The sequence below is a fragment of the Pedobacter sp. GSP4 genome, from assembly GCF_051857575.1.
In the GTDB taxonomy this organism is placed as follows: domain Bacteria; phylum Bacteroidota; class Bacteroidia; order Sphingobacteriales; family Sphingobacteriaceae; genus Pedobacter.
Genome location: NZ_JBPZIR010000002.1, coordinates 671836 through 698332, shown reverse-complemented (window position 1 = coordinate 698332; position 26497 = coordinate 671836). Strand labels below are relative to the sequence as shown.

At 40.1% G+C, this 26497-nt stretch carries 27 protein-coding genes; 16 read left to right on the top strand and 11 right to left on the bottom strand.

Annotated features, from left to right (window positions below):
* Window positions 1-48 precede the first annotated feature (48 nt).
* Both ACS5PU_RS06500 and ACS5PU_RS06495 read left to right on the top strand, forming a co-directional pair.
* A complete protein-coding gene (locus ACS5PU_RS06500) occupies window positions 49-1998 on the top strand; it encodes a glycoside hydrolase family 97 protein (RefSeq protein ID WP_439458465.1) in 1950 nt (649 codons plus the stop codon).
* A gap of 161 nt (window positions 1999-2159) precedes the next feature.
* Complete coding sequence (locus tag ACS5PU_RS06495; protein ID WP_439458464.1) at window positions 2160-2756, top strand: FMN-dependent NADH-azoreductase; 597 nt, start codon at window positions 2160-2162, stop codon at window positions 2754-2756.
* A gap of 52 nt (window positions 2757-2808) precedes the next feature.
* On the opposite strand, the gene ACS5PU_RS06490 is transcribed toward ACS5PU_RS06495, so the two are convergent.
* On the bottom strand, window positions 2809-3171 hold the full coding sequence (locus ACS5PU_RS06490) for a response regulator transcription factor (RefSeq protein ID WP_439458463.1): 363 nt from the start codon (window positions 3169-3171) through the stop codon (window positions 2809-2811).
* Between the two features lie 297 nt (window positions 3172-3468).
* On the opposite strand from ACS5PU_RS06490, the gene ACS5PU_RS06485 reads away from it, so the two are divergent.
* Window positions 3469-3783, top strand: a complete 315-nt coding sequence (locus ACS5PU_RS06485; protein WP_439458462.1) for a hypothetical protein — start codon at window positions 3469-3471, stop codon at window positions 3781-3783.
* 186 nt (window positions 3784-3969) lie between these two features.
* On the opposite strand, the gene mnmA is transcribed toward ACS5PU_RS06485, so the two are convergent.
* Window positions 3970-5061: a tRNA 2-thiouridine(34) synthase MnmA gene (gene mnmA, locus ACS5PU_RS06480; RefSeq protein ID WP_439458461.1), complete on the bottom strand. Its 1092-nt coding sequence runs from the start codon at window positions 5059-5061 to the stop codon at window positions 3970-3972.
* A gap of 253 nt (window positions 5062-5314) precedes the next feature.
* On the opposite strand from mnmA, the gene ACS5PU_RS06475 reads away from it, so the two are divergent.
* The gene (locus ACS5PU_RS06475) at window positions 5315-7600 is read left to right on the top strand and encodes a GH92 family glycosyl hydrolase (RefSeq protein WP_439458460.1); all 2286 of its coding nucleotides are present in this window, start codon (window positions 5315-5317) and stop codon (window positions 7598-7600) included.
* Window positions 7601-7758: 158 nt separating this feature from the next.
* On the opposite strand, the gene ACS5PU_RS06470 is transcribed toward ACS5PU_RS06475, so the two are convergent.
* Window positions 7759-8172, bottom strand: a complete 414-nt coding sequence (locus ACS5PU_RS06470) for an EamA family transporter (RefSeq protein WP_439458459.1) — start codon at window positions 8170-8172, stop codon at window positions 7759-7761.
* A gap of 144 nt (window positions 8173-8316) precedes the next feature.
* On the opposite strand from ACS5PU_RS06470, the gene ACS5PU_RS06465 reads away from it, so the two are divergent.
* From ACS5PU_RS06465 to ACS5PU_RS06455, 3 genes are read left to right on the top strand one after another with little or no spacing between them, the layout of a single operon-like run.
* Window positions 8317-8646, top strand: a complete 330-nt coding sequence (locus tag ACS5PU_RS06465; protein ID WP_439458458.1) for an ArsR/SmtB family transcription factor — start codon at window positions 8317-8319, stop codon at window positions 8644-8646.
* 37 nt (window positions 8647-8683) lie between these two features.
* On the top strand, window positions 8684-9250 hold the full coding sequence (locus ACS5PU_RS06460; RefSeq protein WP_439458457.1) for a DUF6428 family protein: 567 nt from the start codon (window positions 8684-8686) through the stop codon (window positions 9248-9250).
* Window positions 9251-9262: 12 nt separating this feature from the next.
* Window positions 9263-9682 (top strand): arsenate reductase ArsC, encoded by a 420-nt coding sequence (locus ACS5PU_RS06455; RefSeq protein WP_439458456.1) that lies wholly within the window; start codon window positions 9263-9265, stop codon window positions 9680-9682.
* A gap of 39 nt (window positions 9683-9721) precedes the next feature.
* On the opposite strand, the gene ACS5PU_RS06450 is transcribed toward ACS5PU_RS06455, so the two are convergent.
* The 3 genes from ACS5PU_RS06450 to ACS5PU_RS06440 form a co-directional block, all read right to left on the bottom strand.
* On the bottom strand, window positions 9722-10573 hold the full coding sequence (locus ACS5PU_RS06450; protein ID WP_439458455.1) for an SDR family oxidoreductase: 852 nt from the start codon (window positions 10571-10573) through the stop codon (window positions 9722-9724).
* 27 nt (window positions 10574-10600) lie between these two features.
* Window positions 10601-11440, bottom strand: a complete 840-nt coding sequence (locus ACS5PU_RS06445; RefSeq protein ID WP_439458454.1) for an SDR family NAD(P)-dependent oxidoreductase — start codon at window positions 11438-11440, stop codon at window positions 10601-10603.
* 82 nt (window positions 11441-11522) lie between these two features.
* The gene (locus ACS5PU_RS06440) at window positions 11523-12434 is read right to left on the bottom strand and encodes a helix-turn-helix domain-containing protein (protein ID WP_439458453.1); all 912 of its coding nucleotides are present in this window, start codon (window positions 12432-12434) and stop codon (window positions 11523-11525) included.
* 202 nt (window positions 12435-12636) lie between these two features.
* On the opposite strand from ACS5PU_RS06440, the gene ACS5PU_RS06435 reads away from it, so the two are divergent.
* The 4 genes from ACS5PU_RS06435 to fabF all read left to right on the top strand — a co-directional run bounded on the left by ACS5PU_RS06435 (window position 12637) and on the right by fabF (window position 15587).
* Window positions 12637-13224: a TetR/AcrR family transcriptional regulator gene (locus tag ACS5PU_RS06435; RefSeq protein WP_439458452.1), complete on the top strand. Its 588-nt coding sequence runs from the start codon at window positions 12637-12639 to the stop codon at window positions 13222-13224.
* A 97-nt stretch (window positions 13225-13321) separates the two neighbouring features.
* Complete coding sequence (locus tag ACS5PU_RS06430) at window positions 13322-14089, top strand: SDR family oxidoreductase (protein ID WP_439458451.1); 768 nt, start codon at window positions 13322-13324, stop codon at window positions 14087-14089.
* Between the two features lie 16 nt (window positions 14090-14105).
* On the top strand, window positions 14106-14231 hold the full coding sequence (locus ACS5PU_RS06425) for a DUF2798 domain-containing protein (protein ID WP_439458450.1): 126 nt from the start codon (window positions 14106-14108) through the stop codon (window positions 14229-14231).
* A gap of 105 nt (window positions 14232-14336) precedes the next feature.
* A complete protein-coding gene (gene fabF / locus ACS5PU_RS06420) occupies window positions 14337-15587 on the top strand; it encodes a beta-ketoacyl-ACP synthase II (protein WP_439458449.1) in 1251 nt (416 codons plus the stop codon).
* A 574-nt stretch (window positions 15588-16161) separates the two neighbouring features.
* On the opposite strand, the gene ACS5PU_RS06415 is transcribed toward fabF, so the two are convergent.
* Window positions 16162-16812: a YceH family protein gene (locus tag ACS5PU_RS06415; RefSeq protein WP_439458448.1), complete on the bottom strand. Its 651-nt coding sequence runs from the start codon at window positions 16810-16812 to the stop codon at window positions 16162-16164.
* A gap of 132 nt (window positions 16813-16944) precedes the next feature.
* Between ACS5PU_RS06415 and ACS5PU_RS06410 the strand changes: the two genes are divergently transcribed.
* The 4 genes from ACS5PU_RS06410 (at window position 16945) to ACS5PU_RS06395 (ending at window position 22048) form a co-directional block, all read left to right on the top strand.
* Window positions 16945-17610, top strand: coding sequence for a (2Fe-2S)-binding protein (locus ACS5PU_RS06410; protein ID WP_439458447.1), 666 nt, complete (start codon window positions 16945-16947; stop codon window positions 17608-17610).
* Window positions 17607-18590, top strand: coding sequence for an FAD binding domain-containing protein (locus tag ACS5PU_RS06405; RefSeq protein ID WP_439458446.1), 984 nt, complete (start codon window positions 17607-17609; stop codon window positions 18588-18590). The genes ACS5PU_RS06410 and ACS5PU_RS06405 overlap by 4 nt, the downstream gene beginning before the upstream one ends.
* Before the next feature lie 2 nt (window positions 18591-18592).
* Window positions 18593-20716: a xanthine dehydrogenase family protein molybdopterin-binding subunit gene (locus ACS5PU_RS06400; RefSeq protein ID WP_439458445.1), complete on the top strand. Its 2124-nt coding sequence runs from the start codon at window positions 18593-18595 to the stop codon at window positions 20714-20716.
* Window positions 20717-21001: 285 nt separating this feature from the next.
* A complete protein-coding gene (locus ACS5PU_RS06395; RefSeq protein WP_439458444.1) occupies window positions 21002-22048 on the top strand; it encodes an NAD(P)-dependent alcohol dehydrogenase in 1047 nt (348 codons plus the stop codon).
* Window positions 22049-22217: 169 nt separating this feature from the next.
* Here ACS5PU_RS06395 and ACS5PU_RS06390 read toward each other — a convergent pair whose 3' ends face one another.
* The 4 genes from ACS5PU_RS06390 to ACS5PU_RS06375 form a co-directional block, all read right to left on the bottom strand.
* On the bottom strand, window positions 22218-23831 hold the full coding sequence (locus ACS5PU_RS06390) for a S8 family peptidase (protein ID WP_439458443.1): 1614 nt from the start codon (window positions 23829-23831) through the stop codon (window positions 22218-22220).
* Window positions 23832-23981: 150 nt separating this feature from the next.
* Window positions 23982-24578, bottom strand: a complete 597-nt coding sequence (locus tag ACS5PU_RS06385) for a DUF4142 domain-containing protein (RefSeq protein ID WP_439458442.1) — start codon at window positions 24576-24578, stop codon at window positions 23982-23984.
* Between the two features lie 56 nt (window positions 24579-24634).
* Window positions 24635-25078 carry a GNAT family N-acetyltransferase gene (locus ACS5PU_RS06380; protein WP_439458441.1) on the bottom strand — a complete coding sequence of 148 codons (444 nt, stop codon included), beginning with the start codon at window positions 25076-25078 and terminating at the stop codon, window positions 24635-24637.
* A gap of 123 nt (window positions 25079-25201) precedes the next feature.
* Window positions 25202-25693, bottom strand: coding sequence for a YajQ family cyclic di-GMP-binding protein (locus tag ACS5PU_RS06375; protein WP_439458440.1), 492 nt, complete (start codon window positions 25691-25693; stop codon window positions 25202-25204).
* Between the two features lie 76 nt (window positions 25694-25769).
* Here ACS5PU_RS06375 and ACS5PU_RS06370 point away from each other — a divergent pair, with 76 nt between their 5' ends.
* Window positions 25770-26399, top strand: a complete 630-nt coding sequence (locus ACS5PU_RS06370) for a hypothetical protein (RefSeq protein WP_439458439.1) — start codon at window positions 25770-25772, stop codon at window positions 26397-26399.
* Window positions 26400-26497 lie beyond the last annotated feature (98 nt).

The following is a 26497-nucleotide window of genomic DNA, read 5'->3' as shown; positions in this document are numbered from 1 at the left end:
CGATTTATTTACTGTTCAAACACACACAATTTAGAAACCTAACCGAATATGAAGAAACACTTTGCAATAGCTGTTTTATTGCTGTTATCGGCAGTTAAAGTTTTTAGTGCGCCGATAGATCTGCTATCGCCCGATAAACGCATTAAAGTATCCGTAAATGTTAACAAGAGGATTGGTTATTCCCTTACTTTCAATGGTGATCCATTTCTGGCCGAAGCTTATTTACAGTTAAATTTAGATCAGGCAAAGCTCGGTGCCGATGCAAAACTCCTTAAAAAAACATTTTCAACCGTAAACACCAGTTCAAATCCAATTGTTCCCTTAAAAAACGCAACCGTAGTAAACCATTACAATTTATTAAGATTAGATTTTAAAGGAGATTTCAGTGTAGAATTTAGGGCTTACAATGATGGTATTGCGTATAGGTTTATCACCAATAAGAAAGATTCGGTTATGGTGAACAGTGAAGATGTACACCTGAATTTTAACGGTGAAGTGAAGGCATCGTACCTGGAAACGGGTGGTTTTAAAACATCATACGAAATTCTTTACCGCCAAAATGAACTTGCAAAGGTTAATAAAGATAAAATGAGCGTACTGCCTATTTTATTTGATAACGGTAAATATAAAGCACTTCTATCTGAAGCCGACCTATACGATTATCCATGTTTGTTTGTAAAAGCTACGGATGGTAAAACGGTTGATGCCATTTTTCCGAAAGCACCACTGGAATTTGGCGAGGATGGCGATAGGAGCAAGAAAATTTTGAAAGAAGCTGGCTACATTGCAAAAACAACTGGCAAAAGATCATTTCCTTGGCGTTTTTTGGTAATTACCGATAAGGATACCCAATTGGCAGCTAACCAGATGGTGTATAAACTGAGTACGCCAAACCAGCTACAGGATACCAAATGGATTAAACCTGGGCAGGTTACCTGGGAGTGGTGGCACAATGCCTATGTTTACGGTGTCGATTTTAAATCGGGCTACAATCAGGATACCTATAAATATTACATCGATTTTGCCTCAAAGTTTGGCATTCCCTACATTATTATGGATGAAGGCTGGGCAAAAACCACACTTAATCCTTTCGAACCCAATCCTACCATCAACCTACAGGAACTGATTGCCTATGGTAAGCAAAAAAATGTAAAAATTGTACTTTGGTTTACCTGGCTGGCCGTAGAAAATAACTTCAATATTTTCGAAACCTTAGAAAAATGGGGCATTGCAGGTGTGAAAATAGATTTTATGGATAGGAGCGACCAATGGATGGTAAATTATTATACCCGTGTAGCCAAAGAAGCAGCCAAGCACCATATCCTCGTCGATTTTCATGGTGCATTTAAACCCGCGGGTTTAGAAGTGGCCTATCCCAACGTACTTTCTTACGAAGGGGTTATCGGAATGGAGCAGAACATTGGCGGTGGCTTAGCTACCCCGAACAACAATTTATTCCTTCCTTTTTTGCGTAACGCCGTTGGGCCAATGGATTATACACCGGGTGCCATGCGTTCGGCACATAAGCAGGATTATAAGCCAAGCTGGGTAAATACGATGAGTATTGGAACCAGGGCACACCAGTTGGCCATGTATATCGTGTTTGAAAGTGGCTTTCAGATGTTGGCTGATAATCCTTTCAATTATTTAAGAGAGCCGGAAACAACCGCTTTTATTACCAGTGTTCCGGTAACCTGGGATGAAACCCGGATTTTGGATGCGCGTGTGGGCGAATATATTGTTACGGTTAAGCGCAAAGGCGAAAAATGGTTTATCGGTGCCATGGGCAACGATCAGAAACACGATTTGAAAATAGAAACCGGTTTCTTGAAAGCAGGTACCAACTACCAGATTACGCTGATCAAAGATGGTATCAACGCAGACTTCCAGGCAATGGATTTTAAACGTACTGTAAAATCAATTAAAGCTGGAGAAAGCATTGATATCAATATGGTAAAAGATGGTGGATTTGTAGCCGTAATTGAACCTGTTAAATAGCCGAAATAAGATGTTTTATAGTAAAAGCCGATCGTAACCGATCGGTTTTTTTGCTTATTAGCATAGCTGCTATACTTAACGATAGCGCTATCCTTTGGTATAGTAGTAGCTTTTCGATACTTCATATCTATAATTTTGCCTGAAATAAAAAGGCAAAAAAAATGAAAATATTACATGTAATATCAAGCCCAAGGGGCGAAGCATCTTTCAGCATCAAATTAGGAAATGCAATTGTAGAAAAATTACAGTCAGCAAATCCTGATAGTAGCATAACTACACGCAATTTAACAAGCTCGCCATTCCCGCATTTAGAAGAAGTGCATATCAATTCTTTCTTTACACCACTCGAAAGCCAAACACCTGATCTGGCTGAAGCGGTAAAACATTCGGACCAGGCAATTGCGGAGCTAAAGGCTGCCGATGCCATTGTAATTGGTGCGCCGATGTATAATTTTGGTATCCATTCTACTTTAAAGGCATGGATTGATCATATTGCCCGTGCCGGCCAAACTTTTAGTTATTCAGAAAACGGTCCTGAAGGTTTGATCAAAAACAAAAAGGTGTATATCGCAATTTCATCAGGCGGTGTATATTCTGAAGGACCAATGAAAGCCTATGATTTTACAGAATCATACCTGCGATCGGTACTTGGGTTTTTGGGGATGGTAGATGTTACCGTTTTTAGGGTAGAAGGCGTAAGTATGCCAAACCTAAAAGACGAAGCTTTGGATAAAGCGGTAGAGGCTATTGCCCTTTAAGAAAACATTACAACAGCGGTGAATTTTGCCGCTGTTGCTTTTTTTATGAAATTTAATTCTGTAAATATTTTTCAACCCTGCTTGCAAAGTCGTTCAGATCAAAAGGTTTGTTGATAAAATCTTCGGCATCACATTTGGCTTTAACTGCATTGAGGTGATTGTTTGCCGACATCATCATTACGGGTATATCGTGGGTTTTGACGTTCCGTTTCAGCGAATTGCAGATGTCGAGGCCATTGCCATCGGGCAGCATAATATCTAAAATTACCATATCCGGAATGTGTTTGTTCATCTGTAGCCAAAAGTCGTTGGTGTTCGGACAGGTTTTTACCTCATAGAGTTCTTCGATCAGCAGAAACTCGATAATCTCTCTGATATTTGGATTATCTTCTACTACATAGATGCACTTTTTCATAAGCTCTCTTTTTATAATTAGATAACTGTTCTAGCTTTCAGATGTTTAAGATAGTTATGCACAATGCAGAAGTTATTAACCGCTGTAACTTTCGTTGTCATGCTTTGATATAATTTTCTTTCCGGCTAAAAAAAATATCAGAATAAATTTGGATGCTAATTTTTTTAGTATAGATTTGCTTTTGGAGAAACCAGCATACGCTAAAAGGCATCTTCACAGGTGTGCTGCGTATGATATTTAATTATTTTAAACAAAAAGCTCATGGCTTCGTTTGTTTGCTGATATATTTATTTTTCTATGACCGTTACCGTTTTAGCTATTTTCGAAACAGACTTTAGACCGGATCATTCATTGGGTAAGATTATGAATGAGCGCTTAAGGATTGCTGCTGCAGATCTTCAGGATATTCATTTACAGCCCATGCAGGCCATTGGACAACGCAGTGAAGATTTGGTGGTGTATATCAGTTATAACCCGAAATATAAAATTAGGTGGCGCGTGGTAAACGATGTGTCCGAAGGGGTAGAAAACTTTGTTGCGCAGGCCTGTGGCAACTTGGGTTATATCCATTGGAAAACAGCCTCGATCAATATTTTTAAAGGGAGTGAGTGATAAAAAACTTAACGAAATTGGTTATTTAAATTGACTATTTAAGTGTTTTTTTGTAATTGCCTGTTAATTAATGTAATGAATAAGTGCTTTAATAGTTTAGTAAATAATGGTGTGCGTATTTTTTAGGCAAAAAAAAACGGATAACCTTAAGGATACCCGTTTTTGATAATATATACTGAGGTGTATTTAAACTAAAAAACCGCCACCCAATAAATCATTGCCTTCGTAAAAAACTGCCGATTGGCCCGGTGCAATTGCAGAAACATTGTGATCGAATACTACACGCATTCTATCTTTTTCCTGTACAATTGTACTCAGCATACCTGCATCTTTGTAACGTATTTTGGTTATTACATCGTTCATTGGTTCTTCAATGCTGGCATATTTAATCAAATTAATATTCCTTACCATGGCTTCGCGGCGTTCCAGTTCTTCTGCCTTGCCCAAAACAACCGTATTGCTCTCCGGAAGGATCTGCGTAACAAACATAGGCTCGCCGAAAGCAACGCCCAGACCCTTACGTTGACCGATGGTGTAAAAAGGATAACCTTTATGCTGGCCAACAACCATTCCGTTGCTCAAAATAAAATTACCTCCTGCTACTTTATCTTCCAGATCTTCTACCTTATGTTTTAAGAAAGCACGGTAATCGTTATCTGGAACAAAGCAGATTTCGTAGCTTTCTGATTTTTTTGCCAGTTCTTCCTGTCCCATATCCAAAGCCATCTGTCTGATTTCAGATTTGGCAAAACTGCCCAACGGGAATTTGGTACGTGAAAGGTTTTCTTGCGAAACACCCCACAATACGTAAGACTGGTCTTTATTCTCGTCTTTTCCTTTCGAAATTACATAACGGCCGCTATCTTGCTGGCGGATGTTGGCATAGTGGCCAGTTGCAATAAATTCGCAATCCAGTTTATTGGCACGTTTTAACAATGCTTCCCATTTAATATGCGTATTGCATAGTACACAAGGGTTTGGAGTTCTGCCGGCTAAATATTCATCCACAAAATTATCGATTACATAATCGCCAAATTCATCTCTAATATCGAGTATATAATGGGGGAAACCGTAGTTAACGGCCAGTGTACGCGCATCGTTAATGCTATCTAACGAGCAACAACCAGTTTCTTTGCTGCTTCCGCCCGAGCTTGCGTAGTCCCAGGTCTTCATAGTTAAACCAATAACCTCATAACCTTGCTCATGCAACATTACCGCCGCTACCGAACTATCAACCCCGCCACTCATGGCAACCAGAATTCTACCGTGTTTACTCATTTTAAAAATATAGGATGCAAAAATAAGGTTTATTTGCTTGAAATTAATTAATGCAAGTCAGTTACTTGTAAAAAGGGTTAAACTGCAAGGGTTTTTAAACGTGTAGCACTTCAAAGCACAATAAATTGTATCTTCAAGGATCTAAAATGTATTTTTTGTTTTACTTAAACGTTTTAGTGTGATGTTTTATGCATATTTGGCAATAAATTTATACCTTAGAATTTTCAACAAAACAAGCTAATTTTTAAAAGATATGATTAAAAAAGTTATCCTGCCTTGTCTTTTGCTCTCAGCCATGGTGGCATCGGCACAGCAGAATTTGGTGCAGTATGTAAAGCCGATTATCGGCACCTCTAAAATGGGGCATACCTATCCTGGGGCTACTGTTCCATTTGGTTCGGTTCAACTGAGTCCCGAAACCGATACCTTATCTTACGAAGTAAACGGGAAGTACAATGGCGATGTTTATAAATACTGTGCCGGCTACAAGTACGAAGATAAAACCATTACAGGGTTTAGCCACACGCATTTCAGCGGTACGGGCCACTCTGATCTGGGCGACTTTTTGATTATGCCTACGCAGGGTAAATTGCAGTTAAACCCAGGTACTGCTGCAAACCCAAAAGGTGGTTACCGTTCGGCATTTTCTCATGCCAACGAAGTTGCCGAAGCAGGTTATTACAAAGTTAAACTGGACGATGATAACATTACTGCCGAGCTTACCTCAACTACAAGGGTAGGCATGCACCAGTATACTTTCCCTAAATCAGATCAATCGCATATTATTTTGGATCTGATGGCCGGCATTTACAACTATGAAGAAAAAACCGTATGGACCTATGTCCGTGTAGTTAACGATACTTTAATTACCGGTTACCGCCAAACCAATGGCTGGGCCAGAACCAGAACAGTTTATTTTGCCATGAGTTTTTCTAAACCTTTTAAAAGCTACGGCCGCAAAAGTTACGATGCAAAACAAGCTTACAGAGGTTTTTGGGGTAAGTTTAACCAAGAACAGAACTTCCCAGAAATTGCTGGCAAAAAGCTGAAAATGTTTTTTGATTTCAATACACAGGAAGGGGAGAAGATTAAAATTAAATTTGCACTATCGCCTGTTAGTCAGGAAAATGCATTGCAGAACATGCGTGCAGAAATTACCGGATGGGATTTTGAAAAAGTAAAAGCCCAGGCACAGGCAACCTGGAATAAAGAGTTAAACAAAGTGCAGGTAAGCACCTCTAACGATAATAAAATCAACTTTTATACCGCTTTATATCACGCTTTTATCAACCCTACAACCTATACCGATATTAATGGCGAGTATAAAGGTTTAGATCAAGGTGTACACAAAGCTGATGGTTTTACCAACTACACCACTTTCTCGCTTTGGGATACTTACAGGGCCCTGCATCCATTTTTTAACATTACGCAGCCTTCACGCAGTAACGATATGGTAAAATCGATGCTGGCACATTACGATCAGAGCAGTTTGCATATGTTGCCAATCTGGTCGCATTATGCCAACGATAACTGGTGTATGAGCGGTTACCACAGCGTTTCTGTGATTTCTGATGCGATTATTAAAGGTACTTATAACGGCGATGCCAATAAAGCTTTAGATGCCTGCATTGCAACAGCCAAACACCGCGATTATGAAGGAATTGGATATTATATGGATAAAGGTTACATACCGGCTGAAAGATCGGGTATATCGGTTTCCAATAATCTTGAATATTCCTATGATGACTGGTCTATTGCGCAACTGGCCAAAAAATTAAACCGTATGGATGTTTATGATGAATTTATTAAACGTTCTAACAACTGGAGAAACAATTTCGATAGCGCTTCTGGTTTTATGCGCCCTAAGTTGGCCGATGGAACTTTTAAGAAAGAATTTGATCCGAAAGATACTGAAGGACAGGGTTTTATTGAAGGTAACAGCTGGAACTACAGTTTCTTCGTTCCACAGGATCCAGCTTCGTTAATCGAGGTAATGGGTGGTAAAAAGAAATTTGCTACGCGTTTGGATACTTTGTTTACCATGCATTTACCTGACGAATTTTTTGCCCACACTGAAGATATTACCCGCGAAGGTATTATAGGAGGCTACGTACACGGTAACGAACCTGCACATCATATTGCTTATTTTTACAACTGGGCCGATCAGCCTTGGAAAACCCAGGCGCAGGTGCGTCACATTCTGAATATGCAGTACAAGCCTACGGCAGATGGTTTAGGTGGAAATGACGACTGTGGACAGATGAGCGCATGGTACATGTTTTCTTCTTTAGGTTTTTATCCGGTTGCACCTGGTTCTGATGTATATTCTTTAGGTAGTCCGCTGGTTAACAGTGCTGTAATTAACCTCGAAAATGGCAAAACCTTTACAGTGGAAGCCATAAAACAGAGTGAGAAAAATGTTTATGTAGAAAAGGTTTTATTGAACGGAAAAGAAATCACCGATCATAAAATTAAACATGCCGATATTACTAATGGCGGAAAGCTTACTTTTTACATGAGCGCAAAGCCTAAGAAATAACAATCATCCCAAGTATAATGTTAAATCGTTGGCTATGTATTTAGCCAGCGGTTTTTTTTGTTTTTGAGCGTTGGTTATACGTTCACTGGTTCATTAATCAATAGTTTATTGGTTTTAACAATGTGTCAGATAGAAATAGCTGACACATTGTTAAATTCTTAAAGTAAAATAACCAGACTGCCGGCAACAATCAAGCCTCCACCAACTAATGTTTTGGCATCAATCGGCTCTTTTAATATCAAAAAGGCTAAGCCCATCGCAATGGCCACACTCAATTTATCGATAGGGGCAACTTTAGAAACGTTGCCCGTTTCGAGTGCCTTAAAATAAAAAATCCATGATAAACCTGTTGCCAATCCAGATAAGCTCAGAAATATCAGGTTGTTTTTGCTTAAAGTTTTAAGCTCGGAAATTTCTCCCGTGGCTAAAACTATTCCCCAGGCAATAAATAGTATTACAACGGTTCTGATCGCTGTTGCTACATTCCCATTTACACCTTTTAATCCAACTTTGGCTAAAATGGCTGTTAAGGCTGCAAAAAGTGCAGAGAGTATGGCATAAAATTTCCACATGAGTTAAAGTTATCCTCTTAAAATACAAAATTTAACGGCAAAATAAAAGTAGGTTGTTTTTTTAATATCGCTGAACTGAAATTAATGGACAAAAAATAAATTTTGATATCCAAACTATCTATCGTAATATTGCGATATAAAATTATGGGACTTACCAGAACAGAAATATTTACAGAAGAGCAGAACCAGCTGGCAGCATGGTTAAAAGCAATGGCACATCCGGCCCGTATTGCCATTCTTCAGCGTATCCTTAAATCAAATACCTGCATCTGTGGCGATTTGGTAGAAGAGTTGGGCTTAGCGCAGGCTACTATTTCACAGCACTTAAAAGAACTTAAAAATGCAGGTATTATCCAAGGTACAATAGAAGGGGTGAGCATTTGTTATTGCATTGAGCCCAAAACCTGGAAACTGTTGCAAAACCGGTTTGGCGATTTTTTCGCATCCTATAAGGGCGAGCAAAACTGCTGTTAAAATTTTTTATATCAATCAATCGTTAAATTGCAATATTATGATCAATAACTTATCAACTGAGTGGAGCAGTTTCAAAGCTGAACTTCAACAACATCCAGAACTGGTATTACAGTTCCAGTACGCTACCGATAAATGGGTTAACGCCAATTATCACATCACCGAAATTAAGCAGGCCCCAATTGTTTCTGTTGATTGCGGTGGGGTAATGAACGCCTGGACCGAAATTATTGTACAGCTATGGGAGCCCACAACGGAAGAAGAAGGTAGGGCTATGCAGGTAAAAAAAGCACTGGCTATCATCAATTTGGTAGAAAGTAAACTTCCGCTAAATCCAAAAGGTATTGTGAAAATTGAATTTGGCAATTCGCAGTTTGATACCAGGCAGATGTACCCAGGGGAATTTAAAATTGAAGGCGAAAACCTTGTTTTAAACTTAACACCTGATGCCACACAATGTAAAGCGATTGGCAGGGGCGGAAGCTGTGGAACTACAGCTGCGGGCGAGGAATGCTGTGCGCCTGCCCAACCTGAAAAAAGAAAAGTTGAACTGGTTAATCTGGCTGCAGATGAAAAGAATTGTAAACCTGGAAGCGGCTGTTGCTAATTGTTAAATAGGATGAAAAATATATTGGTACTTTGTACGGGAAATAGCTGTAGAAGTCAGTTGGCAGAAGGCTACCTGAAACATTTTGCTCAACATAAAGCGAAGATCTACAGTGCTGGAATTGAAGTTCATGGGGTAAATCCGAGGGCGGTAAAAGTAATGGCAGAAGATGCGATTGATATTTCGGCCCAAACTTCAAACCATATTGAAGAATATTTTGATGTTCCGTTTGATTATGTGATTACCGTGTGCGACCATGCCAAAGAAAGTTGCCCGTATTTTCCTACTCAGGCAGTAAAATTACATCATAATTTTCCTGATCCGGCAAAGGCAAGCGGTACTGAAGCAGAAATTATGGCGGCGTTTAGAAATACCCGTGATCTGGTAAAGGCTTACATGGAAGATTTCGTTAAGCAGAATTTAATTAATTAACCCTCACAGATCAATAATCCGATCTGCGAGGGAATAATTTTATGCACCTACCTCATCAAAATTGGTGGCTGTGGCCAAAAACTTCCAATTGGCCATATCGCGTTGTACATCGGCAATTTTGGCTTCTGCAACATGGTAAGCATCAGCACCAAGAAACAAATGAAGCGGCGGATTTTCGCTATTTGCTGCTTCGATCATTACATCAGCTGCTTTGGCCGGATCGCCAGGCTGTTGATTGTTGATGTCGTTCTGGTGAGCGGACTGCGAATCGCGGACTTCTTTATAGGCATCGATAGGTTTTTCCGGAACGGCCAATGAACCTGCTGATAAAAAGGCTGTTCTAAAATAACCCGGTTCTACAACTGTAGCTTTTATTCCCAAAGGTTTAACCTCTGCCGCCAGCGATTCGGTAAAACCGGCCACTGCAAATTTTGTAGCACAGTAAATGCCAAAACCGGGGAAATTGCCAGAGAAACCACCAATTGAAGAAATATTGAAAATATGGCCAGACTGCTGTTTTCTCAACTGTGGCAGTGCTTTTCTGATCACGTTTAGGGAACCGAATACATTTACATCGAAGTTTTCGCGCGATTCTTTATCGCTAAGCTCTTCCAGCGCACCCAACATGCCGTAGCCTGCATTGTTTACCACCACATCAATCTGTCCGAATTTGCTGATGGTTTGGCTTATTGCAGCCTCTACACTGCTTTCGTTAATGAGATCTACAGCTAAAGGCAAAAAGTTTTCATATTCGCCGACTGCTTTTGATAAGTCGCTCAAATTCCGCGATGTTGCGGCAACCAGATAACCTTGGTTTATTAATTTTTGTACTAGGGTTAATCCCAGGCCTTTTGATGCGCCTGTTACAAACCATACTTTTTGATTTTTCATAACCTGTTTTTTTAATCCGTTAAAATGTTAATTGTCGTAATCTGTTGAAATTGAAATGGCTTTCCAATCATTGATTTCTTTTGCCAAAGCTTCAATTTTGGTGTTGGCCCGCTGAAAGGCATCTTTGCCCAGCAGTAAATGAATGGGCGGATTGGGCATGCTCACCAATGAAATCATAGCCGCTGCAGCTTTTTCTGGATCACCGATCTGTTCTCCGTCCATTTTCAGGTAGCGGGTGTGCGTGGCCCTGATCGCTTCGTATTCAGCAATCGGGTTTGATGTTAATACCAACGATTCTGGTGTTAAGAAACTTGTTCTGAAAGCTCCTGGCGCAACTACCGTAACTTTAATTCCAAATTCTTTCAGGTCTTCTGCAAGCACTTCCGATAAGGCAATCACTGCCGATTTTGCTGCAGCGTATATGGCCCATCCTGTGGCGCCTGCAATGCCTGCTATAGAAGCGATGTTGATGATATGTCCCGAGCGCTGTTCTCTTAAATAGGGTGAAGCTTTTCTGATTACATTTAATGTTCCGAAAACATTTACGTCAAAACTATTGCGCGTTTCGGCGTCGGTAAGTTCCTCAATGCTTCCCCCTATACCATATCCGGCATTATTGATCAGCACATCAATCCTTTCAAATTTTGTTACTGTTGCTTTAATTGCTTCTTCAACACTCTGCTCGTTGCCCAGATCGACAGCTAGTGGAAGGAATTTTTCAGTGCCGATGGCCACTGCTTTTTTGAGTTCGTCAATATTTCTTGAAGTAGCCGCAACGTACTGGCCTGCATTTAGCAATTGATGAACTAAGCTTAAGCCTAAGCCTTTTGAGGCTCCTGTAATAAACCAAACTTTTTTCTTGCCCATAATTTTTTCTTTTTTGTTAACACAAAATTACGCTGCAAATAGATCGGGTTTATTACGTTAATCAAACCGATGATTACGAAATTCAAACAATACGGTAGGAGGTAGGCGTATGCTTGGTCAGTTTTTTAAAGAAATTGTTAAAATGTGTGGGCTCTTCAAAGCCAAGGCAGTAACCAATTTCAGATATATTCCAATCTGTATGTTTCAGTAAGGCCTTCGCTTCGGTTAATAAGCGTTCTGTTATGTAATGGGTAGTGGTTTTGCCCGTGGTTTCCTTTATGGCCCGGTTCAGGTGGTTTACATGTACTGAAAGTTGGTTGGCATAATCTTTTGCCGAGCGCATGGTAAACCTTTGCGAGGTGGTTTCTATCGGGAACTGGCGCTCCAGCAGCTCCGTAAATACAGAAGTTATCCTGCTGTTGGCATCTGTATGTTTAAATAAAGCTTCAGAAGGCTGGGTTTTTAAGGCAAAATGGGTAATTTCTGTGATGTAATTTCTCAACAGGTCGTATTTGTACACGTAATCGGTGTTGATTTCCTCAAACATTTTGGCAAAAATCCCTTCTACCTGCAGATCTTGGGTCTCATTTAAAAAATAGGCAGGATTTCCACCAGGTACAAACATGGGCAGGTCGCCAATGTTACCGCGGATTTTCTCCTTGAAAAAAGCTTCGGTAAAAATGCAGAAATATCCGGTTATATCACTTTGCTTTCCGCTGCCCAGTTCCCAGGTGTAAGGTACCAAGGGATTGAAAAAAACCAGTGCAGTGCCATCAATTTCAATACTTTTATCGGCATAATGGTATACGTTATGGCCACGGGTAAGGCATATTTTGTAATAATCCCTGCGGTTATAGCTCATGGGCTTATGGTCGTCCCTTAAACAATCCTCTAATTTAAAAACGTTAAAGTGGCCTACACCATCCTGCAGGTTATCGGGTAAAAAACTGAATTTATTTTGGTAAAAATCCTCAATGCTTTCTGGTTTGTTCATGAATCAAAGTTACGAAATTCAAACGTTAAAACTGAAACTCTATTTTTTAGCGCTGTTGCACTTCTACCTTTATCTGTTTAATCATTAAAAAGGATTGGGTTTTATTTCTTATACAGTATGAACCAGGCACGTAAAAAAAAGATTTTGTTGTGACAAATAAATATACCGATTGGTATATATTTGTGCTGTTAATTTAAAGCAGATGAGTAAGGCAGAAAAAACGCGGAATTTTATTGTAGAGAAAACAGCACCTATTTTTAACATGAAAGGTTATGCCGGTACTTCTTTAAATGATATTACAGCTGCTACAGGCTTAACAAAAGGCAGTATTTATGGCAATTTCGCCAATAAGGACGAGGTAGCTTTAGCAGCGTTTGATTATAATCTGGATAGTTTGGTAACCCGCATTAACGCTCAATTGGCCAAGCAAACAGAGACCAAAAGAAAGCTATTGGTTTATGTAGATGTTTATCAGGATTTTATCAAGGATACCAATTCTATGGGCGGTTGCCCAATTTTAAATACTGCAATAGATGCGGATGATACACACCCTTCGTTAAGAGAAAGAGCTGTTAAAGCAGTTTTGGGCTGGAAAAAAGCAATCATCAAATTAGTGGAAGAAGGCATTGCCAATCAGGAAATCAAAGCTGAAAACAATGCCGAACAGATTGCATTAACCATGATTGCGATGATAGAAGGTGGGATTATGATTTCGCGCTTAACCGGTAAAACCGACAATTGGAATTTAATTATGGATTCATTAAAAAAATACATCAATAGCCTCGGCTAAAAAATTTGATTAAAAATATACCGATTGGTATTTTGTAATTGAGCTATGCTCATACTGTGAGCACTTATTTAATCTTAAAAATTTTAAAAAAAATAAAATGAAAACTTCACAAAACACTGTTTTATTGATCGGCGGTACTGCCGGTATCGGTTTAGAGATCGCAAAACAACTTACAGCTTCAGATAATCATGTAATTGTTACCGGTAGAACTCAAGAGCGCCTGGATGCCGTTGCCGCATCTTTACCCAATGTAACCACCATTCTTTCTGATGTGAGCAAAGCCGAAGACGTTGAACTTTTGGTTTCAAAGATCAAAGCCGACTTTCCGCAGTTAAATATGGTAATCAATAATGCAGGGAGAGCCATTCTGTATAATTTGGCAGATCCTGATCAGGATGCTTTTGCCAATGCAGAAGATGAAATGCTGACCAATTACCTGTCAATTATCAGAATCAACCAAAAGCTTTTACCTGTATTGAAGAAACAGACAGAATCTGCTATCGTTAATGTTTCATCTATTGTGGCTTATGTGCCAGGTGCTACGCTACCTACTTACGGTGCCAGCAAAGCAGCATTGCATTCGTACAGCACTTCGTTAAGGTTAAGCCTTGAAGAAACATCTGTTAAGGTTTTTGAGTTAATGCCGCCATTGGTTGATACCGAATTCTCAAAAGAAATTGGTGGCCATAATGGTATTAAGCCCAGTGTAGTAGCCGATAATCTTTTAACTGCGCTGGCCAATGATGATTTTGAAATCAGGGTTGGGGATACTGCCAAAATCTATGAACTGTTCAGACAATCGCCCGCAGATGCATTAAATGTAATGAATGCAAACAGAAAGGCCTGGATTGAATCAACAAAATAATAAAGCTGTAGCAGGAATGAAAAAGAAAATCATGTTCGCATTTGTAATGGCTGTTTTCACTACAGGAATAGTTACTTTTGCGGCAATAAGTGTTAATCTTGGATTTACATCGGCCTTTTTAAAAGTTTGGCTAAAATCGTAGGCAGTTTCTTATGTAGTGGCCATTCCTGCTATATTGATTATTGCCCCCAGAGTACAAGCGTTGGTCGATTATTTATTCAGGGATATTGACTAAAAAAATATTAAAATGAAAAGAGTAGTAGTAACAGGTTTAGGTGCTATAACCCCGCTTGGCAACACCGTTGAGCAATTTTGGAAACAGATAACAGCAGGAAAAAGTGGTATTGGTCCAATTACCAAGTTTGATCCGGCAAAGTTTAAAACGCATTTTGCCGGCGAAGTAAAAGATTTTAATCCAGAAGAATACCTGGAAAAAAAGGAAATTAAAAAATACGATCTGTTTACGCAATATGCTTTAGCTTCGAGCGATCAGGCGATACAAGATGCTGGTTTGGATTTCAGCGCGATGGATAACGATCAATTGGCTGAGGTTGGTGTAATCTGGGCAACAGGAAACGGCGGGATAGGTACTTTCGAGAGCCAGCTGGAAGAATTTTATGCCGGAGATGGAACGCCAAGGTTTAATCCTTATTTTATCCCTAAAATGATTGTTGATATCGCTGCAGGGGCAATTTCGATCCGCCATAAGTTGCGCGGACCCAATTATTGTACCGTATCGGCCTGTGCATCATCAAACACTGCAATTATAAGTGCATTCGATACCATCCGTTTGGGTAAAGCCAATGTAATGATAGCTGGTGGCTCCGAAGCTGCACTAACTAAATCATCTATCGGCGGTTTCAATGCCGCTCAGGCTTTATCTAAAAACAATGATGACCCACAGGGCGCATCTAAGCCTTTCGATACAGCCAGGGATGGTTTTGTGATGAGCGAAGGTGCCGGAGCATTGATATTGGAAGATTTGGAGCATGCTTTAAGCCGTGGTGCAAAAATTTATGCGGAGCTAATCGGTGGAGGGATGGCCGCTGATGCTTATCATTTAACCGGCACACCGCCAGATGGTATTGGAGCAGCTTTGGGCATGACAAAGGCTTTGAAAGATGCAGGTATCACTGCTGATAAAATTGATTACATAAACGCACATGCAACTTCAACTGGTTTGGGCGATTTGAGTGAATTACAGGCGATTAACACGGTGTTTAATGGTTTGCCGGTTGTAATCGGCGCAACTAAATCGATGACTGGGCATTTGCTTGGTGCAGCGGGAGCAGTTGAGAGTGTAATCAGTGTGCTTTCGATCAGGGATAATATTATTCCGCCTACAATTAATACCAAAAATTTAGATGAGCAAATCCCTAAAGGTTTAAATATTGTATTGGGTGAGCCAATTAAGAAAGAAATCAATTATGTTTTAAATAATACTTTTGGTTTCGGCGGACACACAGCCAGTACTATCTTTAAAAAATATGAGGCTTAGTTAAGTTTATATTTGTCTTGTTATTAGGTGCCTAGCTAATTGCCAGGCACTTTTTTTTGTAATTACGAGAATTACATTTTTGTCATTCTGAACGCAGTGAAGAATCTTTAGGCATTCTTACTGGTGTTAGGTTTCATTAAGACCTTTTTGTGGTTTATTTTGCCACGGAGGCACGGAAAACACGGAAAATTGTTTGAGTGTAGTTTAGCTTTAGCAAACTAACGAAACTTACTGGTCTTAGCGTTTCGCTAAGACTTTTCTTTATTGCAGTTATTTGCCAAGGAAACACGGAAATCACGGAAATATTGTAAATGTAGCTTTAGCACACCAATGAACTTATGGCTAATGAACCATTGAACAATTTTCTTTATTGCAGTTTATTTGCCACTGAAACACAGAAACCGCGGAAACTTTGTGAATGTAGCTTTAGCACACCAATGAACTGATGACTAATGAATCATTGAATAATTTCTTTACTGCGGTTTATTTGCCACGGAAACACAGAAATCACGGAAGCTTTGTTAATTCTTTAGCAAACCAATAAACTAATGACTAATGAAAGATTGAACTTAAATTATTTATCCATCAGTAAGTTTACCAGTTCTTTCAGCTCCTCCAGTTCCTGCTCCAGTTTTTCGACGCGGCTTTCCAATGCGCTGGTATCGAAAGGCTGTGCTGAAACGTTTTCAGTCTCGGTTTCTACAGCTGTTTCTGCCTGTTCTCCCAAAAGATGGACAAAGCGGGCTTCTTTTTGGCCTGCTCTTTTTGCCAACTGTTTTACAAAAGCGGGTTCTTCATCCGAAAGTTTTTGCAGTTGCGCCAAAACCTCTTCTATGCTTTCAAATTCGTATAAACGGCCAGAGTTGCTGTTGATTTCGCCGGGCGTTAAAGGGCCGCGTAAAAGCAATAGGCAAATAATTGCAAGCTCTGATGGCAATAAAGGGTAAACTATAGCTAAATTATGTTTGTATTTAGTTGCTCGGCTTGAACCGCCTGTTGCAGTGGATATTAAGCCTTTAATTTTAAGCTGGTTTAACGTAAGTGTAACGGTTTCTTCATCATAGTTAACCACCGGATTTCTCGAACTTTTTTGATTGCATGCAGCAGTTAAGCTGTTTAAAGTCATGGGATAATAATCGGGTGTTGTTCTGCTTTTTTCTATGAGAGCGCCTAAAACGCGTTGTTCTTCTGCTGATAAATCGGGTAGTGCTTTTACATTGTCCATTGTATAAAAATATAAATTGACTGAACATTTTGAAAATTATTTTGTTATCGTCTTGTTCCTAGTAAGTTATATCAAAATATTACTCGATAGAATTATTCTAAATTTCCAATTTGTTAAATTCTGAGCCATATATTGACGAACTTAGAAGAACATCTCATCTCTAAATATCAGATTATGCAATCTTCGGATAACAAAAAAAATCAGGGCGATAGCCGGAGGGATTTCCTTAAGAAGAGTTCGGTCATCACAGCCATTGCTTTAACGCCAGGTGTAGCCGTTAAAGCTGCAGAAGTTAATGCAGATGAACGCTTTGCCGAACTTTTTGAGAAAATCCCGCTTAACCTAACTGTAAACAATAAAGCATACAAAACTTCGGTTGAGCCCCGGGTAACCCTTTTGGATTATTTACGCGAAGAACTGCATTTAACCGGAACTAAAAAAGGCTGCGACCATGGTCAGTGCGGTGCCTGTACCGTGCATGTAGACGGGCAGCGGGTAAATTCCTGCTTAAGTTTAGCAGTTATGAATGAAGGAAAAAAGATTACCACAATTGAAGGTCTGGCCAATGGAGAAACATTACATCCTATGCAGGCCGCTTTTATTAAGCACGATGGTTTTCAATGCGGTTACTGTACACCGGGGCAAATTATGTCGGCAGTAGCCTGTGTGCGCGAAGGGCATACGAACAGCAGGGCCGAAATTAGTGAGTATATGAGCGGAAATATCTGTAGGTGTGGTGCTTATCCAAATATTGTTGATGCAATTATTGAGGTAAAGAAAGGAGGGATGGACGTATGATCAATTTTCAATATTTAAGAACAACAACAGCAAAATCGGCTATCGCTTTGCTGGGAAAAGATAAAAACGCTAAATTTTTGGCAGGTGGAACCAATCTGATCGACCTGATGAAAAGAGGGGTATCCGCTCCTGAAAAGCTGATTGACATTAACCATGTGCCGCTTAAACAGATTGAGCAGGTTGGCAATAAAATACATATTGGTGCCTTAGCTACAAATACTGCAGTGGCAGATCATCCGCTGATTAAAGAAAAGCTGCCATTGCTTTCGTGGGCTTTGCAGGCTGGTGCTTCAGCACAATTAAGAAACGTAGCAACGGTTGGGGGCAACATGATGCAGCGTACCCGTTGTGGCTATTTTTATGATACAGAAATGCCCTGTAACAAACGCCAGCCCGGAACAGGTTGCGGTGCCTTAGCCGGTTTTAACCGCATGCATGCCATTTTCGGAACTTCAGAAAAATGTATAGCCGTTCATCCCAGCGATATGTGCGTAGCTTTAACGGCACTGGATGCCGAAGTAGTGCTCGCCAATGGCAAGGGAGAGCGTAAAATGCTATTTAAAGATTTTCATCGCTTAGCCGGAGATACCCCGCAGTTAGACAATAACTTAAAAGCTGATGAAATGATCATCAGACTGGAAATTCCGGTAAATAACCTGGCCAAGAACTACCACTATCTTAAAGTTAGAGATCGGGCATCTTATGCTTTTGCACTGGTTTCGGTGGCCGCCGCATTTGAGCTCAGCGAAAACAAAATAACCAATATCAGACTGGCTATGGGGGGCGTGGCACATAAACCTTGGCGTTTAACTGCATCAGAAGATTTCTTAAAAGGAAAAGAAGCTACTTTAGCTAATTTTGAAGAAGCGGCGAAACTGGCTATGACCAGGGCAAAAGGATTTGGAGAAAATAACTTTAAACTTAAGTTGGCACCCAATACGATTATTGAAGCGTTGAACCTTGCAAAATCAAAAGCTTAATTATGGAAAAACGAATTTTAAAAGAGGATAGCGACCGCGTAGATGGGTTTTTAAAAGTAACCGGACAGGCCAAATATTTTGCTGAATATGAATTGCCGGGCTTAACCTATGGCGTTTTGGTTACGAGTACCATAACCAAGGGCAAAATTACAGCATTGGATACCAAAGCTGCAGAAAAGGCGCCCGGTGTAATTGCCGTTGTTTCGCACTTAAATAAACCATCGGCTACAACCTACGAGCAGGAAGGCGGGCCGCAGATGAAGATTTTTTATACAGATAAAATATTTTATAACGGACAGCCCATTGCCATTGTAGTGGCCAATACTTTCGAAAGAGCAACCTATGCTGCTTCGCTTGTTAAGGCAACCTACGCAAAGGAAGAGTTTAATACCGATTTTGAGAAAGCTTTAAAAGATCCAAAAGCCAAAAAACTTCAAGGTCAGGCCGATTATAAACGGGGGATAGAAAATGCTTATAAAACTGCAGAGGTTAAATTGGAAGAAAGATATTTTCTTCCAATCGAAACCCATAACCCGATGGAGCTGCACGGAATTATTGCCGATTGGCGGCCAAATAATCAGGTAACTGTTTATGCCAAAACCCAGGGCGTAAAAGCTACCCAGGGTACCATTGCCAACGTATTCAAAATACCGATGGAAAACATTCAGGTAAATTCTGAATTTGTAGGCGGTGGTTTTGGTATGGCCTTGCGTACCTGGCCATTGGAAATTGCCACGATAATGGCTTCTAAGCATATAGGCAAACCTGTAAAACTGGTGATTACCCGCATGCAGATGTTTACCATGGTTGGCAATAGACCCGCGGCGATACAAACTATAGGCTTGGGCGCCAATAAAGATGGCAAATTAACCGGAATTACACACCGGGCCTACGGAGAAACTGCTACTTACGAAAATTTTACTGAAGGCGTGGTTAACATGGCTAAATTTATGTACCAATGCGATAATGTAAATACGGCTTATGCCATTGTTCCTGTTGATTTAGGTGTACCGATATGGATGCGTGGTCCTGGTGAAGCTACTGGCGCATTTGCCTTGGAGAGCGCGATTGATGAAATGGCACATGCACTGGATATGGACCCTCTCGATTTTAGGATTAAAAATGACCCTGAAACCGACCAACAGAAGAACAAACCGTTTTCGAGTAAAAACATTAAAGAAGCCTATAAAATTGGTGCCGAGAAAATAGGATGGAGCAACAGGAAGAACAAACCAGGCAGTTTGATTGATGGACCATGGCAAACTGGTTATGGTGTTAGTGTTGGGGTTTTTAATGCCAACAGGGGGAAAGCCAGCGTAAAAGGGATTTTAAAGGCCGATGGTTCCTTGCTTTTGCAAAGTGCTACAAGCGATATCGGTCCTGGAACGGGTACCGGTATGACTTTGATAGCCAAAAAAGTATTAAATATTCCAGTTGGTAAAATTACTTTCGAACTAGGCGACTCATCGTTGCCTCCTGCGCCCAGTCAAGGTGGATCAGCCACCTTATCAACAGTTGGCTCTGCCGTTAATGATGTATGCGTGGCCTTAAAAAACACCATTGCCGAGCTGGCTGCAAATTCTAATATGGATGCTACGGCCAACTTTGTTGAGGTATTAAAGAAAAACAATCTTCCATCAATAGAGATTACCAAAGAAAGCCAGGGCGGAAAAGAAAGGGATAATTATTCGATGTATTCCTTCTCTATCCATTTTGTGCAGGTAAAAGTACATGCTTTAACAGGAGTTGTAAAAGTGAGTAAGGTAGTTTCAGTTGGCGATTCGGGTACCATTGTAAGTCCTAAAACTGCCCGAAGCCAGATGTTGGGCGGTGCTGTAGGTGGCATAGGTATGGCTTTAACCGAAGAATCTATTATCGACCACCGTTATGGAAAATATATCAATAACAATTTTGCCGATTACCATGTGCCGGTAAATGCCGATGTACCCGAAATCGATGTGAATTTTATCAATAAACCCGATCCATACATTAATCCAATGGGAGCAAAAGGAATGGGTGAAATTGCTTTGATAGGCTTTTCTGCAGCAGTAGCAAATGCTGTTTTTAATGCCACAGGGAAAAGGATCAGAACCTTGCCAATTACGCCTGATAAGGTATTGGCTTAGGTTTTTTAGACCTCGCAGGTCTCAAAGACCTGCGAGGTCTAATCTAAAGAGGTAGATTCAATCGCAAAAATCGTCTTCGTTTGCAACGAGGATGCATGAGAAAAGCGATTGTATCGCTGCATGGATTGCTTCTGTCTGTGCATTACAAATGCACTTCTCGGTAATCCTCATTAAAAACGGGGACGCTTAATGTCGTAATTGCAACAAGGTGGCAGATACCGAAATGAACCAGCCATGACGATGCGTAATGGTTAATCTTCTAGATTTGAACAAAATTTAATAGATATGATAGCTGCAAAAGGATACGCTGTTCACAGCCAAACCGATAAATTGGCTCCATGGAATTTCGATAGGAGGAATGTTGGACCGAAAGATGTATTAATAGAAATTTTATTTAGCGGAATCTGCCATTCCGATATCCATCAGGTAAGGAGCGAATGGGGGCCTGCAAAATATCCGATGGTTCCGGGGCATGAAATTGTTGGCCGTATTACCGAAGTTGGATCGCAGGTAACCAAGTTTAAGGTAGGCGATTTAGCAGGGATTGGTTGTATGGTAGATAGCTGCAAAGAATGTCCTACCTGCAAAGGCGGCCAAGAACAGTTTTGCGAAAAAGGCGAAACGGTATGGACTTACAACAGTATAGAACGGGATAAAATTACGCCAACTTATGGCGGTTACTCAAACAAGATTGTGTGTACCGAAGAATTTGTAGTGCTTGTTTCCGATAAATTGCCTTTGGCTGGCGTTGCACCACTATTATGCGCGGGTATTACTACCTATTCGCCTATAAAGCGCTGGGGAATTAAAGCAGGACACCAAGTTGCAGTTTTAGGCCTTGGTGGATTAGGTCACATGGCTGTTAAATTTGCCGTGGCCTTCGGGGCAGAAGTTACGGTTTTAAGTACTTCGCCTTCAAAAGAAGAAGATGCTAAAAAATTGGGGGCTCATCACTTTGTGGTAACCAAAGACCCTGAGCAGTTAAAGCAATATGCCAAACATTTCGATTTTATTATTGATTCGGTTTCTGCGCCACATAATTATGAAATGTACTTTAAGCTGTTGAAAATAAACGGTGTACACATCTGTGTGGGTTTACCTCCTGAGCCTTTAAAATTCCCCGGTTCGGCGCTTATGCATGGTAACCGGGCTTTAACAGCTTCGAGTATTGGCGGTATAGCCGAAACACAGGAAATGTTAGATTTCTGTGCCGATCACGGTATTGTTTCGGAAGTAGAAGTAATCAACATCAATTATGTTAACGAAGCTTATGAGCGTGTGCTTGGCAGTGACGTAAAGTATAGGTTCGTAATCGATATGGCTACGATATAACATTAGAGATTTAAATTTTATGGGCAATATGCCTATCAACCTCACTTCTCTGATCTATAAACAAAAAAAATGCGTTCCGATTTTTCAGAACGCATTTTTTGTTATTCCAGTAACTGGGAATTATGCCGAAGAGATGCATAGGCTCCACTCAGCATTAAAATTCAGTTGATTATTTAGCAGTTGCTTTACCTGAATAGGTTGCAGCTAATTTTAATGCATTGTAAGCATTAACAATACCGCCACTGATACAAAGATCAGAGAAAGGCACTGATACCTTTTCGGCACCAGGTTCTTCGCCTTTTGCGTATTCTACGTTGTGGTTTACTTTGGTAACCGATTTTACAATGATTTCTTTTACCTGAGCAGCTGTTAATTTAGGGTAATAAGAACGGATTAATCCAGCTAAACCTGCAACAACAGGAGAAGCCATACTTGTACCATCCAATTTTTTGTATTTAGAACCCGGAACAGTTGAGTAAATCTGAACACCAGGGGCAAAAACATCTACCTGCGTTTTACCGAAATTAGAAAAGCTTGCTTTAAGTGTTTCATCATCTTTAGGACCAGAGGCACCTACTGTAATCCACGAAGCAATGGTTTGCTCATCTAAATCTTTGTGGTTAGGGAAATTTGTTTCCACATCAATGTCTTTGTTCTCGTTTCCGGCTGCCTGTACAATCAATACATCTTTAGATGCCGCATATTTCATTGCATCGTTAACAACGGCTTTGTTCCAGCTATAAGCTTTACCAAAACTCATGTTGATTACTTTTGCACCATTATCAACCGCGTAACGGATACCGTTTGCCACGTCTTTATCGCGTTCATCGCCATTTGGCGTACAACGAACACCCATAATGGCTACATTATCGGCAACACCATAAATGCCGATTTTATTAGTTCTATCTGCAGCAATAATACCGGCCACGTGCGAACCGTGCATCGCATCAGGACCAGCTACATCATTGTTTCCATAAAATTTCTCAGTAACATCATTAGGGTTATCACCAACAATAGCACGTGGATCATAATCTAAATTGAGGTTGTATTTAGCCTGGCGGGTATAGTAATCTAAGCCCTCTGCAATCTGATCTTCGTAAAAATCTTTGAAGCTTCCGTTTTCTAACTGTTTAACCAGTACACCTTGAATTCTACCCTCAATTGGCGTGCTTGGTTTAAAGTTTTTAAAATCTTCAATTGTAGGGTTTTCCTTTCCGATTTTTTTCACAACAGCATCTAATGCATTTTTAAAACCAGTTATGCCTGCTAAATTCTCTTTCGCTTCGGCCAACTGTTTTTCCAGGTCAGCACGTTGTGCCTTAAAAACTTCCCAGTCTTTTTTATCTTTTTCTGCAACATTCGCATCAGTGGTATTGGCAAAGCGGGCCTGATCGCGGCGCACCAGGCGGGTTAACTCTAAAGTTTCGAAATTGATCGATTCTTTTGGTCCACCGATAAAGTTCCAGCCGTTTATATCATCTGCATAGCCATTCTTATCATCATCCTTACCATTGCCTGCAATTTCTTTTTTGTTTACCCACATAATGCGTTTCAGGTCTTCGTGGCTGGCTTCTACACCGCCATCGTTAACTGCAACGATTACCTTAACCGATTTTTTGCCCTTTAAAAGTTCCTTATATGCTTTTTCGGTACTTATCCCGAAGGTACTATCACTTTTAAGATCAAGATTTTGCCAATTTGCTTTTTGCGCATTGGCCAACATTGGCACCGCACTCACTAGCGCAACACCTAAAAGCGCTCTGAAAATTCTACTCTTATTCATTTATGTAATTTTGTATAAAACGCCGAAAGTTAATTTTAATTTTTTTATTAGAAGAAAATGTATTAAAAATGATGTTATTCGCATATTTTTAAAAAGAAAAAATCCTGAGATTTTCAGGATTTTCGCTAAGTTGTAATTATTTAGCTTTGCTTATTTCAGTTCGGTAACCAACTGTTTAGCCAGCGCATCGTGCGATTCTATTACCTTTAAAGTTTTCGAAGCCCATTCTTTAATGGATTGATCGCGGTTTTGCATGCCCAGTTTAAACAATTCTACTGTTTTTTCATGGTCGGTAACCATCATATCCATATAATGCTTATCGAAATCAGCACCGGTCATTTTTTTCATTTGATCCAAATGCATCTGGTCATCGGCAGGTAAAGCATCGGGTGTAATTACCTTTTTCTTTACGGCCAGCGCTTTCAGTTCTACATTGGCTTGAGTATGGTCGGTAAGCATTTTAGCTGCAAAATCTTTCACTTTCTGATTCTTAGCATTGCTTTTAGCAAGCTTGGCCGCTTCAATTTCCATAATGCCGCCCACAGCCGCTTTTCGTAAAAAGGTTGCTCCGGCTTCATCTACGCCCGATTCTGTACTTTCTGAGCCAATCACATGGTTGCCATTTACCATGTTGGTATCGCCGGCTACACTATCTTTTGTTGTTGATGATTTTTTATCTGCTATTTGACAAGCCTGAAAGGCAAGTGTAAAAGAAAACGCTGCAGACAATAGAAATATCTTTTTCATGTTTTTCAATATTTTGGTATGTATTGAAAACAGGTATACGAAGAAAAGGTTTGCCGCTATTCCCCGCTGCTATAGGCATTGGCAATTACAATACCCATTTGCCTTTCGGGATTTTGGATGGGGCTGAAGCCAAACTGCTCATAAAGTCCATGTGCATCTAAAGTAGCTAACTGGTAGCGGCGTAAACCCTGCAGGTTAGGGTGGAAGATCATGAACGACATCAGTTTTTTAGATAAACCAAGGCCGCGGTAATTTTCTTTAATGTAAACATCGCAAAGCCAGGCAAAAGTGGCGCTATCGGTGACCCAACGGGCAAAACCCACCTGTTCAGCACCTTTAAAAACGCCGAAGCAAAGTGAATTTTCTATCGAACGCTTTACCGTTGCCAAGGGGATATGCTTCGCCCAATAAGACTCTTCACTCAGGTACTGATGTATGGCTGTTATATCCAACAGGTCCTTTTTATCAGAAAATATAAATCCGTTTTCGCTAATTTCCATGCTAGTGAATTGATAGAATGATAGAATGATAGAATGTTTGAAGGATAATAAACCACTCAATTCACATTTATTGGTTAATCGAGTAATAATAAGTTATCCGATTAACCAGTTTAAACAATTAACCTAATTGCGCATGTTGATGTATTGCAATGGCTGCCCAAAATCTTCATTTCTGCAAAGTGTGATTACAGCCTGCAGATCGTCGATTTTTTTTGCGGTAACACGAACCTGATCATCCATAATGGCAGGTTGTACTTTTAATCCGCTTGCTTTTATTTTGGCAACCACCTTTTTTGCTGCTTCTTTATCCAGGCCCTCTTTAATGCTGATCTCTTTTCTGATCATATTGCCCGAAGCCTGCTGCTCATCGCCAAAATCCAAACTTTTTGGATCAAGGTTCTGTTTCATCATCCGCGAAATAATAGATCCTTCAATGGCCTTTAAGCGCATATCATCTTCAGTAACTATGGTTACAACGTTTGTTTTTTTATCCAGATCGATGGTGCTTTTTGATCCGTTGAAATCAAATCGGTTAAGAATTTCTTTTTTAGCATTGTTAATGGCGTTATCAAGTGTCTGCGCATCAACTTTACTTACAATATCAAAAGAAGGCATGGTTTTAGCTTTAAAGTAAAAAAATAAGTAGATTTAATAGAAATTAATCTGTCCTCACAAAAAAACGAAAAATAATATGAAAACCACTAAATCGAAGTCTCAAAAAAAGATTACCAAGAAAGAAGTTAAAAAGCAGTTGGAGCAATCTATAACTGATAAATTCTTAGATGTGATTAAAAGTTTAGGTCATGATGTATCGGAGATTAGTGCAGAGGTTGGAAAAGCCAGCAAGCGTGTAGCAAAAAAACTGACCAAAAAATTTACCATTGTGAAAGCTGATGTTGGCCAAAAAATCGAAGAGCTGATGCACTCATCTAAAGAGAAAGCAAAAGAAGCCAAGAAACCGGTAACCAAGGCCATCAGTAAATCAGAGAAATCGGCCGAGAAGGTGGTTAAAAAAGCTGTAGCCAAAGCTAAGCCTGTGGTGCAGAGCATCAAGGTTGCGGCAATTGCAACGGAAGAAAAAGCCGAAAAAGTATTGGCAAAACCTGTTGAAGCGGTAAAGAAAACAGTTAAAGAGGCAGCTCCAGCAGTAAAAAAAGCGGCTGCGACTCCAAAAGCCGCAGTAAAAACAGTTGCTAAAGCCACAGCAGAACCGAAAACTGCACCTGCAAAAGCTGAAGAAGCAACAGCTAGCGCGAAAAAAGCACCGGCCAAAGCGGCAGCTACTGTTAAAAAAGTTGTAAAAACACCAGCTAAAAAATAGATTTGTTAACGTTAACGTGCAGATGAATTAACATCAATTTAACAAATTAATGTGCAGTTTTGAGCATCCCTGTTTTGGCAGGGATTTTTTATTTTTTT